The 17,276-nt window shown below is 71.4% G+C and carries 12 protein-coding genes; 8 read left to right on the top strand and 4 right to left on the bottom strand.

Going from position 1 to position 17,276, the window contains the following annotated elements:
* Position 1 precedes the first annotated feature (1 nt).
* From nuoL to nuoN, 3 genes are read left to right on the top strand one after another with little or no spacing between them, the layout of a single operon-like run.
* Complete coding sequence (nuoL, locus tag B7R87_RS19550; RefSeq protein WP_006347334.1) at positions 2 to 1,897, top strand: NADH-quinone oxidoreductase subunit L; 1,896 nt, start codon at positions 2 to 4, stop codon at positions 1,895 to 1,897.
* 5 nt (positions 1,898 to 1,902) lie between these two features.
* Positions 1,903 to 3,471: an NADH-quinone oxidoreductase subunit M gene (locus B7R87_RS19555; protein WP_006347333.1), complete on the top strand. Its 1,569-nt coding sequence runs from the start codon at positions 1,903 to 1,905 to the stop codon at positions 3,469 to 3,471.
* Positions 3,468 to 5,117 carry an NADH-quinone oxidoreductase subunit NuoN gene (gene nuoN, locus B7R87_RS19560; RefSeq protein WP_006347332.1) on the top strand — a complete coding sequence of 550 codons (1,650 nt, stop codon included), beginning with the start codon at positions 3,468 to 3,470 and terminating at the stop codon, positions 5,115 to 5,117. The genes B7R87_RS19555 and nuoN overlap by 4 nt, the downstream gene beginning before the upstream one ends.
* 104 nt (positions 5,118 to 5,221) lie before the next feature.
* Here nuoN and fahA read toward each other — a convergent pair whose 3' ends face one another.
* Together fahA and B7R87_RS19570 are read right to left on the bottom strand one after the other, a co-directional pair.
* Entirely contained in the window at positions 5,222 to 6,475 is a 1,254-nt protein-coding gene (fahA, locus tag B7R87_RS19565; protein ID WP_187144546.1) for a fumarylacetoacetase, read from the bottom strand.
* Positions 6,476 to 6,552: 77 nt separating this feature from the next.
* Positions 6,553 to 8,784 (bottom strand): CocE/NonD family hydrolase, encoded by a 2,232-nt coding sequence (locus B7R87_RS19570; protein ID WP_006347330.1) that lies wholly within the window; start codon positions 8,782 to 8,784, stop codon positions 6,553 to 6,555.
* 318 nt (positions 8,785 to 9,102) lie between these two features.
* On the opposite strand from B7R87_RS19570, the gene B7R87_RS19575 reads away from it, so the two are divergent.
* The 5 genes from B7R87_RS19575 to B7R87_RS19595 all read left to right on the top strand — a co-directional run bounded on the left by B7R87_RS19575 (position 9,103) and on the right by B7R87_RS19595 (position 14,779).
* Positions 9,103 to 10,113, top strand: coding sequence for a polyprenyl synthetase family protein (locus tag B7R87_RS19575; RefSeq protein ID WP_006347329.1), 1,011 nt, complete (start codon positions 9,103 to 9,105; stop codon positions 10,111 to 10,113).
* Between the two features lie 217 nt (positions 10,114 to 10,330).
* Entirely contained in the window at positions 10,331 to 11,119 is a 789-nt protein-coding gene (locus B7R87_RS19580; protein ID WP_006347328.1) for a nucleotidyltransferase domain-containing protein, read from the top strand.
* A gap of 217 nt (positions 11,120 to 11,336) precedes the next feature.
* On the top strand, positions 11,337 to 12,659 hold the full coding sequence (locus B7R87_RS19585) for a LolA family protein (RefSeq protein WP_006347327.1): 1,323 nt from the start codon (positions 11,337 to 11,339) through the stop codon (positions 12,657 to 12,659).
* A 235-nt stretch (positions 12,660 to 12,894) separates the two neighbouring features.
* Positions 12,895 to 13,839, top strand: coding sequence for an ABC transporter ATP-binding protein (locus tag B7R87_RS19590; RefSeq protein ID WP_006347326.1), 945 nt, complete (start codon positions 12,895 to 12,897; stop codon positions 13,837 to 13,839).
* Complete coding sequence (locus B7R87_RS19595; RefSeq protein WP_006347325.1) at positions 13,826 to 14,779, top strand: ABC transporter permease; 954 nt, start codon at positions 13,826 to 13,828, stop codon at positions 14,777 to 14,779. The genes B7R87_RS19590 and B7R87_RS19595 overlap by 14 nt, the downstream gene beginning before the upstream one ends.
* Positions 14,780 to 14,939: 160 nt before the next feature.
* Here the strand turns inward: B7R87_RS19595 and B7R87_RS19600 are convergent, their stop codons facing one another.
* Positions 14,940 to 16,298: a M28 family metallopeptidase gene (locus tag B7R87_RS19600; RefSeq protein ID WP_006347324.1), complete on the bottom strand. Its 1,359-nt coding sequence runs from the start codon at positions 16,296 to 16,298 to the stop codon at positions 14,940 to 14,942.
* Positions 16,299 to 16,952: 654 nt separating this feature from the next.
* Positions 16,953 to 17,216 carry a TM2 domain-containing protein gene (locus tag B7R87_RS19605; RefSeq protein WP_006347323.1) on the bottom strand — a complete coding sequence of 88 codons (264 nt, stop codon included), beginning with the start codon at positions 17,214 to 17,216 and terminating at the stop codon, positions 16,953 to 16,955.
* Between the last annotated feature and the right edge of the window lie 60 nt (positions 17,217 to 17,276).

Genomic DNA, 17,276 nt, shown 5'->3' on the forward strand with positions numbered 1-17,276 from the left:
CGTGGAGAACCTGATTGCGCTGCTCATCGCGGCGCCCCTGTTCGGAGCGGCGGTGCTGCTCTGCGGCGGCCGCCGGCTCGACCGGGTCGGCCACTGGATCGGTACGGTGCTGTCGGCCGCGTCCTTCGGGGTCGGCGCGGTGCTCTTCGCCGAGATGCTCGGCCGCCCCACGGACGACCGGCTGCTGCACCAGAAGCTGTTCAGCTGGATCCCGGTCGAGGGTTTCCAGGCGGACATCGCCTTCCAGCTCGACCAGCTGTCGATGACCTTCGTGCTGCTGATCACCGGTGTGGGCACGCTGATCCACATCTACTCCATCGGCTATATGGAGCACGACGAGCGCCGGCGCCGCTTCTTCGGCTATCTGAACCTCTTCCTGGCGGCGATGCTGCTGCTGGTGCTCGCCGACAACTACCTGCTGCTGTACTTCGGCTGGGAGGGCGTCGGCCTCGCCTCGTACCTCCTGATCGGCTTCTGGCAGCACAAGCCCAGCGCGGCGACCGCGGCGAAGAAGGCCTTCCTGGTCAACCGGGTCGGTGACATCGGCCTCTCCATCGCCATCATGCTGATGTTCACCACCTTCGGCACCTTCGCCTTCACCCCGGTGCTGGCCTCGGCCGACGAGGCGAGCTCCGCGACCCTGACCGGCATCGGGCTGATGCTGCTGCTCGCCGCCTGCGGCAAGTCGGCGCAGGTGCCGCTGCAGTCGTGGCTCGGGGACGCGATGGAGGGCCCGACCCCGGTCTCGGCCCTGATCCACGCGGCGACCATGGTGACCGCGGGCGTCTATCTGATCGTCCGCTCCGGCACGATCTTCAACGCCTCGCCGGACGCCCAGCTCGTCGTGGTCATCGTCGGTGCCGTCACCCTGCTCTTCGGTGCGATCGTCGGTTGCGCCAAGGACGACATCAAGAAGGCCCTCGCCGGATCGACGATGTCGCAGATCGGCTACATGATCCTGGCCGCCGGACTGGGCCCGATCGGCTATGTCTTCGCCATCATGCACCTGGTCACCCACGGCTTCTTCAAGGCCGGGCTCTTCCTCGGCGCGGGCTCCGTGATGCACGGCATGAACGACGAAGTCGACATGCGGAAGTACGGCGGCCTGCGGAAGTACATGCCGGTCACCTTCGTCACCTTCGGCCTCGGCTATCTCGCCATCATCGGCTTCCCCGGTCTGTCCGGCTTCTTCTCCAAGGACATGATCATCGAAGCGGCGTTCGCCAAGGGCGGCACCGAGGGCTGGATCCTCGGTGGCGTCACCCTGCTCGGCGCGGCCATCACCGCCTTCTACATGACCCGGGTGATGCTGCTGACCTTCTTCGGCGAGAAGCGCTGGCAGCCCGACGCCAAGGGCGAACTGCCCCATCCGCACGAGTCCCCGAAGAGCATGACGATCCCCATGATCGTGCTGGCCTTCGGCTCGGTGTTCGCCGGCGGCTTCTTCAGCATCGGTGACCGCTTCGTGCACTGGCTGGCCCCGGTCACCGGCGAAAGCCACGGCAATCCGCCGGTCAGCGCCCTCACCGTCACCATCTCCACGGTCGTGGTGATGGTCGTCGGCGTCGGCATCGCCTGGGGGATGTACGGACGGCGGCCGGTGCCGGTCACCGCTCCCCGCGGCTCGCTGCTCACCCGGGCCGCCCGCCGCGATCTCCTCCAGGACGACTTCAACCACGTGGTCCTGGTCCGCGGCGGCGAGCACCTCACCCGTTCCCTGGTCTATGTCGACCACACCCTGGTGGACGGCGTCGTCAACGGCACGGCGGCGTCCGTCGGCGGACTCTCCGGCCGGCTGCGCAAGCTCCAGAACGGCTACGTCCGCTCGTACGCCGTCTCGATGTTCGGAGGTACGGCGGTGCTGATCGCCGCGACCCTGCTGATGAGGGCGGTGTAACTGCGATGTCCTTCCCGCTCCTTACGGCGACGGCGGTGGTCCCGGCAGTCGGGGCGATCGTCACCGCCGCGGTGCCCGCGGCGCGCAAGGAGGCAGCCAAGTATCTGGCGCTGCTGTTCTCCCTAGCGACGCTGGCGCTGGCGGCGATCGTCCTGGTCCGGTTCGAACCGGGCGGGGCGCGCTATCAGCTGACCGAGTCCCACAGCTGGATCGCCGACTTCGGCGTCCGCTACGAACTGGGTGTCGACGGCATCGGGGTCGTGCTGATCGCGCTGACCGCGCTGCTGATCCCCTTCATCATCGTGGCCGGCTGGAACGACGCCGACCCGGTGGAGACCGGCAACTCCCGCTGGCGGCCGACGCAGGGCTTCTTCGCCCTGATTCTGATGGTCGAGGCGATGGTGATCCTCTCCTTCGAGGCCACCGACGTCTTCCTCTTCTACATCCTCTTCGAGGCCATGCTCATCCCGATGTACTTCCTCATCGGAGGCTTCGGGGACCGGGCGCACCAGGGCACCGACGAGAACGCGGCCGCCCAGCGGTCGTACGCGGCGGTCAAGTTCCTGCTGTACAACCTGGTCGGCGGGCTGATCATGCTGGCCGCGGTGATCGGGCTCTACGTGGTCGCCGGGAGCTTCTCGCTCTCGGAGATCGCCGAGGCCCGGGCCAGTGGCCAGCTCGATATGGCCACCAACACCGAGCGGCTGCTGTTCCTCGGCTTCTTCTTCGCCTTCGCCATCAAGGCGCCGCTCTGGCCGCTGCACACCTGGCTGCCCAATGCGATGGGCGAGTCCACCGCACCCGTCGCCGTACTGATCACCGCGGTCGTCGACAAGGTCGGCACCTTCGCGATGCTCCGCTTCTGTCTCCAGCTCTTCCCGGAGGCCTCGAAGTGGGCCACCCCGGTGATCGTGGTGCTGGCGCTGATCAGCATCGTGTACGGGGCGCTGCTCGCGGTCGGCCAGCGCGATATCAAGCGGCTGGTGGCCTATGCCTCCATCTCGCACTTCGGCTTCATCGTCCTGGGCATCTTCGCGATGACCTCCCAGGGCCAGTCCGGAGCCACGCTCTACATGGTCAACCACGGCATCTCGACGGCCGCCCTGATGCTGGTCGCCGGATTCCTGATCTCCCGGCGGGGTTCGCGGCTCATCGCGGACTACGGCGGAGTGCAGAAGGTGGCGCCCGTACTCGCGGGCACCTTCCTGATCGGCGGGCTCGCGACCCTGTCCCTGCCGGGACTCGCGCCGTTCGTCTCCGAGTTCCTGGTGCTCGTCGGAACGTTCTCGCGCTATCCGGTCGCGGGGATCGTCGCCACCTCCGGCATCGTGCTGGCCGCGCTCTACGTCCTCGTCCTCTACCAGCGGACGATGACCGGCCCGGTCAAGGAGGAAGTCAGGAACATGCCCGATCTGCGGCCGCGTGAACTGGCGGTCATCACCCCGCTGATCGTGCTGCTGCTCATCCTCGGTGTCTACCCGAAGCCGTTGACGGAGATCGTCGACCCGGCGGTGGAGCACACCCTGTCCGACGTACAGCAGAAGGACCCCCGGCCGGAGGTGGAGGCCAAGTGAGCCAGACAGCTGTCCACACCCTGTGGACGACGGCGGCCGAGCCGATCGACAAGATCACAGCCCCCGATATCGAATACGGCCAGCTCGCGCCGGTCCTGATCGTCGTCGGTGCGGCGGTCGTGGGACTCCTCCTGGAGGCGTTCCTGCCGCGCAGGGCGCGCTACTACGCGCAGGTGGCGCTGGCCTCGGTGGCGCTTCTCTCCGCCTTCGCCGCCGTCATCGCCCTCGCCGAGGGCGGCTACGGCACCTCGAAGGTGAACATCGCCGCCATGGGCGCGATCGCGATCGACGGCCCGACGCTCTTCCTCCAGGGCACGATCCTGCTGGTCTCGCTGGTCGCGGTCTTCACCTTCGCGGAGCGCAAACTGGACCCCCGGGCCCACGGCAGCGAAGTGGACTCCTTCGTCGCGCAGGCCGCTGCCGTCCCCGGCAGCGAGAGCGAGAAGGCGGCGGTCCGGGCCGGTTTCACCACCACCGAGGTCTATCCGCTGGCGCTGTTCGCGGTCGCGGGCATGCTGGTCTTCCCGGCCGCCAACGATCTGCTGACGCTCTTCATCGCGCTGGAGGTCTTCTCCCTCCCGCTCTATCTGCTCTGCGCGCTCGCCCGGCGCAAGCGGTTGATGTCGCAGGAAGCCGCCGTCAAGTACTTCCTGCTCGGTGCGTTCTCCTCGGCGTTCCTGCTCTTCGGCATCGCCCTGCTCTACGGGTACGCGGGCTCCGTCTCGTACGCGAAGATCGCCGATGTCGTCGACGGCAGCGTCCGCACGATCGACCCGGCGCTCGCCAACACCATGGGCAACGACGCGCTGCTGCTGATCGGTTCGGCGCTGATCCTGATGGGTCTGCTCTTCAAGGTCGGCGCGGTCCCCTTCCATATGTGGACCCCGGACGTCTACCAGGGCGCCCCCACCCCCGTCACCGGCTTCATGGCCGCGGCGACCAAGGTGGCCGCCTTCGGCGCCCTGCTCCGCCTGATGTACGTGGTGCTGCCGGGCCTGAAGTGGGACTGGCGGCCGCTGCTGTGGGGCGTGGCGATCCTGACCATGCTGGCGGGCGCGATCATCGCCATCACCCAGACGGACATCAAGCGGCTGCTGGCGTACTCCTCCATCGCCCACGCCGGATTCATCATGGCCGGTGTCGTCGCGGTGTCGCCGGACGGAGTCTCGTCCGTCCTCTTCTATCTGGGCGCCTACTCCTTTGTGACGCTCGGCGCCTTTGCGGTCGTCACCCTGGTCCGCGATGCGGGCGGCGAGGCCACGCACCTCTCCCAATGGGCCGGTCTCGGCCGGCGCTCACCCCTGGTGGCGGCGGTCTTCGCGGTCTTCCTGCTGGCCTTCGCCGGAATCCCGCTCACCTCCGGCTTCTCCGGCAAGTTCGCCGTGTTCAAGGCGGCGGCGGAGAGCGGCGCCGGGTGGCTGGTCGTGGTCGGTGTGATCTCGTCCGCGATCGCCGCGTTCTTCTACATCAGGGTCATCGTGCTGATGTTCTTCAGCGAACCCCAGCCGAACGGCCCCACGGTCGCGGTCCCCTCGGGCCTGACGGTCGGCGCCATCGGTATCGGCGTGGTGGTCACCCTGGTCCTGGGCGTCGCCCCGCAGTACTTCCTGAACCTGGCGAGCCAGGCGGGCGTCTTCGTCCGCTGACGCAGCCCGCTGCCCGGTGCATACGCCCGGGGCCGGACTCCTCGACGAGGAGCCCGGCCCCGGGCGTCGCTGCGTGCGGCTCAACCGGAGTTGACCCCAGGAGGTCAGCCGCCCGGGGACGGGCTGATGCGGCCCGTGACCTCGCCCAGGCCGACGCGGGTGCCGTCCGGGCCCGGGGACCAGGCGGTCAGGGTGACCGTGTCGCCGTCCTCCAGGAAGGTGCGGGTGCCGGAGGGGAGGGCGAGGGGGTCGCGGCCGTTCCAGGTCAGTTCCAGGAGGGAGCCGCGCTGGTGCAGCTCCGGGCCGCTGACCGTGCCGGAGGCGAACAGGTCGCCCGTGCGCAGGGAGGCGCCGTTGACCGTCATATGGGCCAGCTGCTGGGCCGCCGTCCAGTACATGCCGGCGAACGGCGGTTCCGCGATCACATGCCCGTTGACCGCCACGGAGATCCGGATGTCGAAGCCGCCCGGCTCCTCATCCGCGGAGTCGTCGAGGTACGGCAGAGGCGGGACGTCCCGGGCGGGCGGGGCGGTGCGGGCCGCGTCCAGGGCCTCCAGCGGGGTGACCCAGGCCGAGACCGACGTGGCGAACGACTTCCCGAGGAACGGGCCCAGGGGCACGTACTCCCAGGCCTGGATGTCCCGCGCCGACCAGTCGTTGAGCAGTGAGAGGCCGAACACGTGCTCGCGGAAGTCGGCGAGCGGCACCGGGCTGCCCTGTGCGGTCGGGGTGCCGACCAGGAAGGCGACCTCCGCCTCGATGTCGAGCTTCACGGACGGCCCGAAGACGGGCGCCGGATCGGCGGGCGCCTTGCGCTGCCCCCGGGGCCGTACGACCTCCGTACCCGAGACCACCACCGTGCCCGCCCGGCCGTGGTAACCGATCGGGAGGTGCTTCCAGTTGGGGGTCAGCGGTTCGCTGTCGGGGCGGAACATCCGGCCCACGTTGGTGGCGTGGTGCTCGCTGGCGTAGAAGTCGACGTAGTCCGCGACCTCGTACGGAAGGTGGAGCGTGACATCGTCCAGCGGGTGGAGCAGCGGCTCCACATCGGCCCGGTGGGCGGGGACCGTCACCCAGGCGGTCAGGGCCCGCCGGACATCGCGCCACGCGGTACGGCCGGCCGCGAGCAGGGGGTTGAGGGTGGGGCGGTCGAGGAGCGCGGCATAGGGGGAGCCGAGGGCGAGAGCGGCCGCTCCCGCGTCGAGCACGTACCCCCCGATCCGGACGCCGATCCGTCGGCGCTCCGGTTCGGCGGGCGTGGTGAAGACGCCGTAGGGGAGGTTGTGCGGACCGAAGGGATCGCCCTCGGCCAGGTCGAGCGGGCTCTGCTCGGACACGGTGCCTGCCTCGCTTTCCATGCTGCTCTCGGCGTTCGCGGATTCGCGATTGCGGGTCACACGTTACGTGGGGGACGCACGGGACCGGCAGGGCCCGTTCACCCCGTCATTCGAGGGAAACGTTTCACCCAGGTGCGGTGGAAAACGACTTCCCCTGGTGACGGCCCGCCGCCGCGGTGTTCCCGGCAGATCACCTCGTCCTCGGCGACGAAGTCCGCGGCGTCGCAGAAGAGGACCGAGCGGGCTTCGACGGTGATGTCCCAGCCCTGTTCCGGACGGTGGAAGCGGAGCGTCCGGGCGGTTTCGGCGCGGGCGGACAGCGGATCGTCCGACCGGACCGACCGGATCTCCCGGGCGTCCTCGAAGACCTCCAGACCGTCCGGGTACACCCGGCTCGCACCCTCCGCGCCCCAGGGGCGGGGATCGGATTCGAGCCGCCATTCGTCCGTGCCCAGGTCCCTGGTCAGGGTGCGCTCCGGGCGGCGTTCGGCGGGGGCGGTGAGCGGGGCGGGCGAGATCACGCCGAGGGGTTCGACGTGTTCTGCCGGGTCCGGGGGCCGGGCCGCCGCATCCGGGGCGTCCTCGTGGACCGGGAGGTCGAGCCGGGAGCCCTCCGGGTGCAGGACGAACCCCGCATCGGAACCGGGCGCGGGCCAGACCCAGGGCCAGTAGGCGGAGGAGACCGCGAGCCGCAGCCGGTGCCCGGGCGGCAGCGCGTACCCGGTGGCGGCGAGCGCGAACGACACAAACTCGGTGCCGCCCGGGGTCCAGGCGCGGGCCCGTTCGGGGCCGTGGCGGGCCGCCGGGTTCAGCACGCCCCGGGTGATCAGCGCGGACGAACCATCGGGCGCGAGATCGCACAGCCGTACGGCGATCTGCCCGTTCGGGACGTCCATTCGCAGCCGCAGCGTCACCCGGGGGCGGCCCAGGACGGTGACGCCGTCACCCGGGACGGGGAATTCGAAGCACACGGAGCGCGCGTCCTCCTCGCGCTGATCGGGCGGCAGATCCGCCCTCCGGCCGGTCTCCGAGAGGGGGCGGCCCGCGTCGGCGCCGGTGTGCTGGGGGGAGATGACGGGCACGGGTGCGCCCCGGAGGGCGTACGGCACGATCCGGACGGCCGCGGAGAGCGGGCCGGGTACCGCGAACCAGCCGCCGGAGGGTCCGTCTTCCGCGGCACCGGGGCCGATCGGCCGGACGAGCAGCGCGGGCCCGGTGTCGTACCCGCTGCCGGAACCCGTGCCCGTATCCCGCAGATACCGCTCCCACCAGCGCAGCGTCTCGTGGAGGAAGCCGATCGCCGGGCCCGGACCCGGCTCGTCCGGATAGTGGTGGGCCCAGGGGCCGATCAGCCCGCGCACCCGGTCGGCGGGCAGGGTTTCCAGCAGCCGGAGCACGGTGTCGCGGAAGGGGGAGTACCAGCCGCTCACGGCCAGCACCGCGGCCCGTACCGCACCGGTCGCGGGCCCGGCACCGGGACCAGGCCCGGGTCCCGCCGCGGGCGGTGACCAGGTGTTCCAGTGGTCGTCGCGGAGCTGGTGCGCCAAGGCGCCGTACAGCGGCGGCTCCACCGCGGCCGTCCGCGCCGCCCACCGCTCGCGCCAGTGGTCGCCCGCGTACAGCGGATCGGGAGGTGCGCAGAGCGCTGCCAGCAGGGCCGTGGAACGGGCGGTCAGGGCGTCGGCCGCGATCGCGCCGCCGGTCAGGGCGCCGTCCTCGCGATAGGGGTCGAGGCTCGCGTCGACCGCGACGACGGCCCGGAGCGGTCCGGGTGCGAGCGCGGCGGTCCGAAGGGCGATCCCGGCACCGGGACCGAGACCGAACATGCCGATCCGGCCGTCGCTCCAGGGCAGGCCGACCAGCTGCTCGACGACCTCCGCGGCATCGGCGGCATCGGCCGCCGCGGCCCGGGCGAGGGAGTGCCCGGAACCGCCCCAGAGGCCCGTCGGCAGGCCCTCGCCCGAGCCGTGGCCGCGGGCGTCGACGCGTACGGAGGCATAGCCGTGCGCCGCGTAGAAGGGGTGGCGGCGGGCGTCCCGGGCCGCGGTGGCATCGGTGAGGCGTTCGGGCGCGTATTCGAGGAGTACGGGGACGGGTCCGCCGGTCTGCGGGCGCCAGACCCGGGCATGGAGGCCGGTGCCGTCGTGGAGGGTGATGCGGAGGTCGTCGCGGCGGACGTCGTACGGCCCCGGACCGGCGCCGGGCGCGGTACGGCCGGGTGGTGCGGGGGTGTACGGTCCGGGGGCGTACGTGGAGTGGGTGCGTGTGGGGTGGGTACGCGTGGGGTCGTTGTGCGGGGTGTGGTCGTACGGTTCGGAGTACCGGCTCATGGCGGGGCCTCGGTGCGCTGGTACGGCGTGGCCCCGGCGGCGGTCCGGGGCCGTGGGACAGGCCTCGGGGCGGGGCAGCGCGACCCGTTCCGGCGGTGCCCCCGGGACCGGCCCGGAGCCGTTCACCGGTACGTTCACGGCTGCCGTCGCCGATACCGCCGAAAGGGCTCACCTCTGGTCGTATCTACTGATCACGAACATACCGGCGGCGGCGGGAAGGCGCCCACGGTGATCCAAACACGACCGGATACGCTGACTTGAGTGAATCCGGAGACACATCGACAATCCGTGTGATTATCAGCAGACAGGAGACCCCTCGTGACCGTCGTCGGGCCGTTCGGGCTGAGCGTGCGGGACCAGGCTCTTGAGGCCGATGTCCAGAACGGACTGTCGGCCGTGGAATCGGGTCTGCTCGAAGCCACCAAGAGTGAGGTGCCCTTCATCACGGAGGCGGCACAGCACCTGGTGCGGGCCGGGGGCAAGCGGTTCCGGCCGCTGCTGGTGATGCTGGCGGCCCAGTTCGGTGACCCGCACGCGCCCGGAGTCGTACCCTCCGCCGTGGTCGTCGAGCTGACCCATCTGGCGACGCTCTACCACGACGACGTGATGGACGAGGCGGACGTCCGGCGCGGGGTGCCCAGCGCCAACGCCCGCTGGGGCAACTCCGTGGCCGTGCTGACCGGTGACTTCCTCTTCGCGCGGGCCTCCCACATCCTCGCCGATCTCGGCCCCGAGGCCGTCCGGATCCAGGCCGAGGCGTTCGAGCGGCTGGTCACGGGCCAGATCCTGGAGACCGCGGGTCCCCGCGACGGCCGTGATCCGGTCGACCACTACCTCGACGTCATCGGCGGGAAGACGGGATCCCTGATCGCGGTCTCCGGCCGGTTCGGCGCGATGATGTCCGGCGCGGACGAGGGCGTCACGGACATCCTCACGCAGTACGGGGAGCGGCTCGGCGTCGCCTTCCAGCTCGCCGACGACGTCCTCGACATCGCCAGCGACTCCCACGAGTCCGGCAAGACGCCCGGCACGGATCTGCGCGAGGGCATCCCCACGCTGCCGGTGCTCCATCTGCGGGCCCGGGCCGCGGCCGAGGGGCGGCCGGAGGACCTCGAACTGGTCGCGCTTCTCGACGGCGATTTGACGGACGACGCCCGGCACGCGCAGGTGCTGGCGGGGCTGCGGGCGCACCCCGCGCTGGAACGCGCCCGGAGGGACACCGTCCGGTACGCGGAGGAGGCACGCGCCATGCTGGCGCCGCTGCCGGAGTGCTATGCGAAGGCCGCGCTGGAAGAGCTGTGCGACGCGGTGGTGCACCGCGCGGGCTGACGCGCGGGGCTGAGGGCCGGGTGGGCGCGGCCCGTAAGGCAGGGCCCGTGAGCCCGAGGGCCGGGTGGGCATGCTCCGTCCGGCAGGGGCCCACGAGCCCGAGGCCGGGTGGGCGCGACCCGTCCGGCAGGGGCCCACGAGCCCGAGGCGCCGGGTGGGCGCGACCCGGGAAAACGGCGGTCTGCCGTTCCGCCGTCCGGGCGGTCAGACTGAATCCATGACCTCCACGAGGACCTCTCCCACGGCGGACCCGGCCACCGACCGACTGCTCGCCCGCTTCACCGAGGAACTGCGGTCCGTGGTGCAGCCGGTCGCGGTCTGGGCCCACGGTTCGGTCGCGGCCGGCACGGACTACCGCCCCGGCCGCTCCGACCTCGACCTGATCGCGGTCGTCGAACGGCCGTGCACCCGGCAGGAGGAGCGGAAGCTCACCGCGTTCCACCGGGGCCTGGAGACCGCGGGACCGCTCGCCGAGAAGCTGCACTGCAGCTATGTCCCGGCCGCCGAGCTGGGCGATCCCCGCTGCTCCCACCTGACCTGGGCCCATCGGGAGCTCTTCCGCCGGCCCGTCACCCCGGTGACCCGGAGCGAACTCCACCGCTTCGGGCTGGTGCTGGCCGGGCGGCCGGTGGGCGAGCTGCTCCCGGAGGTGACGGAGGGGCAGCTCCGGGAGTACATCGTGCGCGACCTCAAGGACTACTGGCTGCCGCACCTCGACGACGAGAAGCTGTTCCACGCCGACGTCTGGGTCGACTTCGGGATGCTGACCCTCGCCCGGGCCGTCGTGACCCTCCGGGACGGCCGGCTGATCACCAAGGCGGAAGCGCTCGGTGTGCTGGCCCGGCTGGGCGCCCCGGCCGCCGTGGTGGCGGACGTACGGCAGCGGCGGTACGCGGACGAACCGGTCCGGGCCTCGGACGAATGGCGGGCCCGGCGGGCTGAGCTGGCACTGGAGTTCCTGCGCCCCCGGGTCCGCCGGATAGCCGCCGGCCACGGCTGCGTCTGAGGGAAGGGCTGAGCGAAGGCCTGAGGGAAGGTCTCAGGGAAGGTCTGAGGGAAACCTCGGGGAAGGACCACTGAACGGGGGAGACCGGGGCGGCCGCCGTCATCCCTCAGCAGTACTCCCAATTGCTCCCGCGGATTGACGCCCCGGCGCCGGTGATTTGGTCAGATGGAACCACTGCTCGACACGTGACCACGTGACCACGGAGGTACGCCACACCATGGCACCGAACGACGACAGCGCACAGAACGGCCGGGAGACCGGGGAGCCCGGCACCCGCCGCCGCCGCGCGGCGCGTTACGCCCTTCCGGTGGCGGTCGCCGGAGTCGCGGCGGCGACCATAGGGCTGGTCCCGGCCCTCGCCGCTTCCGGCGACCCGGACCTGCCGAAGATCAGCGCCCAGGAGCTGATCGAGAAGATCGCGGCTTCCGACACCCAGCAGTTGTCGGGCTCCGTGAAGATCAGCACGAATCTGGGGCTCCCCGGTATCGCCGAGGCCGCGGGCTCCTTCCTCTCGGGCGGCGGAAGCGGCGGCGGCCCGGGCGGCGGTCCCGGCGGCAGGGGCGGCGCCGAGGGCTCGTCGGCGGCCCCGGACGCCAAGCTGGCGCAGCTCGCGACCGGTTCGCACATCCTGCGGGTGGCGATCGACGGCCCCGAGCGCCAGAAGGTGTCGATCGTCGAGAAGACCTCCGAGTACAGCCTGATCCGCAACGGCGACGAGGTGTGGGGCTACGACAGTGCCTCGAACGAGGTCTTCCACCACAAGGGCGCCGGGCGCGGTGCCGGTAAGGCCGGGAGCGGTACGGAGAAGCGGGCCGGCGCGCCGAAGGAGCTGCCGACGCCCAAGGTGCTCGCCGAGGAGGTGCTGAAGGCCGCCGAGGGGACCACGTCCGTCACGGTCGACGGTACGGCCAAGGTGGCCGGACGCTCGGCGTACCAGCTCGTCGTCGAGCCGAAGCAGAGCGGTTCCACGATCGGCTCGGTCAGGATCGCGGTCGACTCGAAGACGGGGACGCCGCTGAAGTTCAGCGTCATCCCGGCCGCCGGGGGCAAGGCCGCGGTCGACATCGGCTTCACCAAGGTCGACTTCTCCGCGCCCGCCGCATCGACCTTCGACTTCGACCCGCCCAAGGGCGCGAAGGTGAAGGACGCGGAGGACCTGCGGAAGGAGGCCGAGAAGGCGGGCAAGGCCGCGGAGAAGAACGGCCACGGCTTCGGCGGTCCCGGCGGTCCCGGTGGCTTCGGCGGGCTCGGTGACCTCGGTGGGTCCGGTGGCGCGAAGGTGATCGGCGAGGGCTGGACCGCCATCGCGAAGATCGGCACCCCGGGCAGTGGGGACAAGAACGCGCCCAAGGGCGGCGCGCTGCCGCCGGAGGCCGACAAGTTCCTCGGCTCCTTCGGGGACTCGGTGAGCGGGAAGTTCGGCTCGGGCACGGTCTTCAAGACCCGCCTGGTGAACGCGCTGATGACGGACGACGGCACGGTGTACGTGGGTGCCGTCACCAAGGACGCGCTGGTGAAGGCCGCGAACGCCGACCGGTAGAGAACGAACGGCTTCAGGAGGGACGGGTCGTCCGGCCCCGGTGCGGAACCGTGCCGGGGCCGCGGCGCGCTCCGTCCCCGTACCACCCGGTGTCCGGGCGTACGGTGGGCGGGACGGGCCGCCCGGCCGGACACGGCCGACACGGTGGGGCCCGGAAGCGGCAGGGACGACGGCTGCACGACGGCGGACGACGGCTCAGCGACGGCGGAGTCGACGGAGACGACGGGGGAGCGGAATGACAGCGGTCATCGAGACACAGGGGCTCACCAAGCGCTATCGGGGCGGGCAGCTCGCCGTCGACGGGCTGGACCTGGCCGTGCCCGCCGGCAGTGTCTTCGGCTTCCTCGGCCCGAACGGCTCGGGCAAGACCACGACCATCCGGATGCTGATGGGCCTGATCGAACCGACCGCGGGCCGGGCCACGGTGCTCGGTGAGCCGATGCCGAAGGCGGGCCGTACCGTCCTGCCGCAGGTCGGCGCGTTGATCGAGGGCCCGGCGCTCTACGGCTTCCTCAGCGGCCGGGAGAATCTGCTGCGGTTCGACGCCGCGGACCCCACCGCCGACCCCCGCACCCGGCGCGCCCGGGTCGTCGAAGCGCTGGACCGGGTGGGCCTGGCACCTGCCGCGGAGAAGAAGGCCAAGGCGTACTCCCTCGGGATGAAACAGCGCCTCGGGCTGGCCGCAGCCCTGCTGCGCCCCCGGCGGCTGCTCGTTCTCGACGAACCGACCAACGGACTCGACCCCCAGGGCATGCGGGAGATCCGGGCCCTGGTCCGGGAGCTGGCCGACGACGGTACGACCGTCTTCCTCTCCTCCCATCTCCTCGACGAGATCGAACAGGTCTGCACCCATGCGGCGGTGATGGCCCGCGGCAGACTGCTGACCCAGGGCTCCGTGGCGGAGCTGGCGGCGCGGGCCAGGGGGCGGCTGGTCGTGCTGACGCCCGACACCGACGAGACCGTGCGGGTGCTCAAGGAGCGCGGGATCACCGGGGTCGCCGTCGATCCCGGCGGCGGCCGGGTCGGCGGAGATCCGCCGGGCCCCGGCACCGAACTCGCGGAACTGACCGCGGCGCTGGTCGCGGCGGGGGTGCGGGTGCGCGGTTTCGGGGTGGAGCGGGCTTCGCTGGAGGACGCGTTCGTGGCGCTGACGGGGGAGGGATTCGATGTCGCGGGCTGAGGCCGGCAGGGAAGCCGTGGGACCGGCGGAGACCGGGGCGGCGGGGGCGGCGAAGACGGCCGGGGCTGCCGGGGTATCGGGTGCGGCGGTGGGCGTGCTGTGGACGCTCGGCCTGTTCCGCTCGGAGCTGCTGGTCACCCTGCGCCGCTGGCGCACGATCGCCCTGCTCGGGGTGCTCGCCGCCGTACCGGTGCTCATCGGCATCGCCGTACGGATCGAAACCGGCGGCGACGGCGGGAGCGCGGGCGGCGGCGGGGGCGGCGAGGCGGGGCCCGCCTTTATCTCCCAGGTCACCAACAACGGCCTGTTCCTCGTCTTCGCCGCACTGGCCGCGACCCTGCCGGTGTTCCTCCCGATGGCGGTCGGGGTCGTCGCGGGCGATGCCGTCGCGGGGGAGTCCGCCGCCGGCACCCTGCGCTATCTGCTGGTCGCCCCCGCCGGACGGACCCGTCTGCTGCTCGCCAAGTTCACGACGGCCCTGGTGTTCTGTCTGCTGGCGACCCTGGTCGTGGCCGCCTCCGCACTGGTGGTCGGGGCAGTTCTGTTCCCGCTCGGGGACGTCACCACGATCTCGGGGACGCGGATCTCGTTCGGGGAGGGACTGGTCCGGGCCGGAGCGGTGGCCCTGGTCGTCGCCCTGTCGCTGGCGGGGGTCGCCGCGCTCGGAATCTTCGTCTCCACCCTGACCGGCAGCGGGATCGCGGCCATGGCCACGACCGTCGGCCTGGTGATCACCGTACAGATCCTCGGTTCGATCCCGCAGCTGGACGCGATCCACCCGTATCTGTTCCCGAACTACTGGCTGTCGTTCTCGGATCTGCTGCGCGATCCGGTCCACTGGACCGAGATCCGGAAGAACCTCGGGCTCCAGGCGCTGTACGCCGCCGTGTTCGGATCGGCGGCCTGGGCGCGGTTCACCACCAAGGACATCAGCGCCTGACACCCCCGTTCCGGTCCGGGCCGGTCTGCTTCGGGCCGGTCAGCTTCGGGTCCCGGTCCGGACATGGCCGCATGCGCGCGCCGAGTGGGCACACGCATGCGGCCTGTGGGGGGTGGCGGGTTCCGGAGCGGCCCCTACCGGGCCGCGGCCGGGGCCCTGGTCAGAAGGTCAGCTTCCAGCTGTTGATATAGCCGGTGTCCTGCGGGCCGACATCCTGGACGCGCAGCTTCCAGGCACCGTTGGCCGCCTCGGCGGAGGCGTTGACGGTGTACGTCGCGATGACGTTGTCGGCGGAGTCGTTGCTGCTGGAGTTCTTCAGCCGGTACGCCGTCCCGTCCGGGGCCAGCAGGTCGATCACCAGGTCACCGCGGTAGGTGTGCCGGATGTCGACGCCGACGGAGAGCGTGGGCGGGGCGTTGCCGGTCCGGCCGGAGACGGTGACCGTCGAGGTGACGGCCGCGCCGTTGTCCGGGACGGAGACATCGGCGGTGTTCTCGTAGACGTCGCCGGGCGGGACGACCACTCCGGTGCCCAGGGTCCAGATCGCATGGGCGACGGCGTCGCTGTTGCGGTCCAGGGCGGTGTCGCTGATGTTCGCCGTGGTGTCGCAGGAGGAGTGGTAGCAGCGGTCGAAGGCCTGGCCCGCGGTGCCGCCCCACTTCTGGACCTGGGCGGCGGTCTTCGTCCGGCCCGCTCCGGTGAACAGTCCGCCGACGCGGATGCCGACGTTCTTGAAGGAGGCGTGGTCGGAGCGGCCGTCGCCCTCGGTCTCGATTTCGGTGGCGACGCCCAGCCCGCCGAAGTAGTCCTTGAAGACCTTCTCCAACTCGACGTCGTCGTCGTAGACGAAGTAACCGGGGTTCGGGGACCCGATCATGTCGAAGTTGAGATAGGAGGAGATCCTGGAGCGGTCGGCGGCCGGGAGGTTGTTGACGTAGTAGCGGGAGCCGACCAGTCCGACCTCCTCCGCGCCCCACCAGCCGAACCGCAGATGCTTGGTGGGCTGGAGACCGGCGCGGGAGACCGCAAGGGCCGTTTCGAGTACGGCGGCGGAGCCGGAGCCGTTGTCGTTGATCCCGGCGCCCGTGGTCACGGAGTCCAGATGCGCCCCCGCCATGAGGACCTGGTTGGTGTCTCCGCCGGGCCAGTCGGCTATCAGGTTGTAGCCGGTGGCACCGCCCGAGGTGAACTGCTGGATGGTGGTGGTGTATCCCGCGGCGTCCAGCTTGGCCTTCACGTAGTCCAGGGAGGCGCGGTAGCCGGGGCGGCCGTGGGCGCGGTTGCCGCCGTTCGCCGCGGCGATCGACTGGAACTGGGTGAGGTGGCCCTTCACATTGGCGAGGGGTATATCGGGCGGGGCGAGCGCGGTCGCTGTGGTGGTGGGGGTGGTGGGGGCTGCGGTGGTGGCCGGTGCCGTGGCCGCCGGGGAGGCGGCGGCGAGCAGTCCGGCCAGGGCTATCGCGGCCCCGGCGAGGGTACGTCCGGGTCTGCCGGGCAGGCTGGGGACGGCAATTCTCATGTGGGGGCTCCGGAGCTTCCGTACGGGGACAGGACGGAACGAACGAGCCGCACCGGAGTGGCGGATTCCGGGGCGTTGGAGCGGGTGGTGCGCGGTGCTCAGAGTCCGGGAGAGCCCGATGGACCGTCAAGGGCGGAAACCGGTCAGTCGTGTTCGTATACAGAACATCGGTGATCCCTGGGCGATCGGATTCCTCTGCGATTCGCTCATGGGCGATCGCCCTGATCCGCTCGCGGTACGGGGGCGGGCGGGGCCGCTCCACGGAGGGCCTGTGCCTCTCGGGGGTGCCCTGTGCCTCGTCGTACGGGGCGGCTGTCGCCGTCCGGGCCGTACGGGCCGTGCGGGGCGTAGGAGTCGTCCGGATGGCGGACGGCAGTGAAATCCCGCCAGACGTCCCGTACCGGCGGCACCGCGGCGACCGGGAGCGGTTCCGGCCGGCGGGCGGAAGGCGATGGGACGGAAGGCGACGGGACGGAAGGCGACGGGGGCGGACGGCGGTGGGGCGGAAGGCGGTCGAACGGGCGGGGCGGGGAACGGCGCCGGGGAGAGCGCCGGTCCTGGTACGCCCGCTCCCCGGCCGCACACGCTTGTCGCGGGGCCGGGGCAGCGGCGTCGTGGAGCGGTGGCCGCGTCGGCGGCGGCTCCTGAGCCGGCTCAGCCGCGGAGGATGCGGCCGTCCTTGTCGGTGCGGTCGCTGCTGGTGAGGAAGAGGATGCCGTCGATCAGCGCCCAGACGCCCAGGCCACCGCAGGTGAGGAGCTGGGCGACGCCCATACCGACGTTGCCGACGTAGAAGCGGCCGACACCGAAGCCGCCGAGCAGGATCTGGAGGACACCCGCGACGATCTTCGACTTGTCGGAGTAGGGGCGGCCGTGCTGGTCGTAGCCGTACGGGGCGTCCGGAGTGGGGACGGTCATGGGAATCTCCTGGATGAGCGGAAGAACGAAATCCGGAATGGAACATTCCGGCCCAGGGGA

The sequence above is a fragment of the Streptomyces tsukubensis genome (genome assembly GCF_003932715.1).
Lineage (GTDB): Bacteria > Actinomycetota > Actinomycetes > Streptomycetales > Streptomycetaceae > Streptomyces > Streptomyces tsukubensis.

Coding starts and splice junctions, on each gene's coding strand:
- B7R87_RS19605 (WP_006347323.1), bottom strand. CDS start 17,216: ATGACCGTCCCCACTCCGGACGCCCCGTACGGCTACGACCAGCACGGC.
- B7R87_RS19585 (WP_006347327.1), top strand. CDS start 11,337: ATGGCACCGAACGACGACAGCGCACAGAACGGCCGGGAGACCGGGGAG.
- B7R87_RS19555 (WP_006347333.1), top strand. CDS start 1,903: ATGTCCTTCCCGCTCCTTACGGCGACGGCGGTGGTCCCGGCAGTCGGG.
- B7R87_RS19595 (WP_006347325.1), top strand. CDS start 13,826: ATGTCGCGGGCTGAGGCCGGCAGGGAAGCCGTGGGACCGGCGGAGACC.
- B7R87_RS19600 (WP_006347324.1), bottom strand. CDS start 16,298: ATGAGAATTGCCGTCCCCAGCCTGCCCGGCAGACCCGGACGTACCCTC.
- fahA (WP_187144546.1), bottom strand. CDS start 6,475: ATGGAAAGCGAGGCAGGCACCGTGTCCGAGCAGAGCCCGCTCGACCTG.
- B7R87_RS19580 (WP_006347328.1), top strand. CDS start 10,331: ATGACCTCCACGAGGACCTCTCCCACGGCGGACCCGGCCACCGACCGA.
- B7R87_RS19590 (WP_006347326.1), top strand. CDS start 12,895: ATGACAGCGGTCATCGAGACACAGGGGCTCACCAAGCGCTATCGGGGC.
- B7R87_RS19570 (WP_006347330.1), bottom strand. CDS start 8,784: ATGAGCCGGTACTCCGAACCGTACGACCACACCCCGCACAACGACCCC.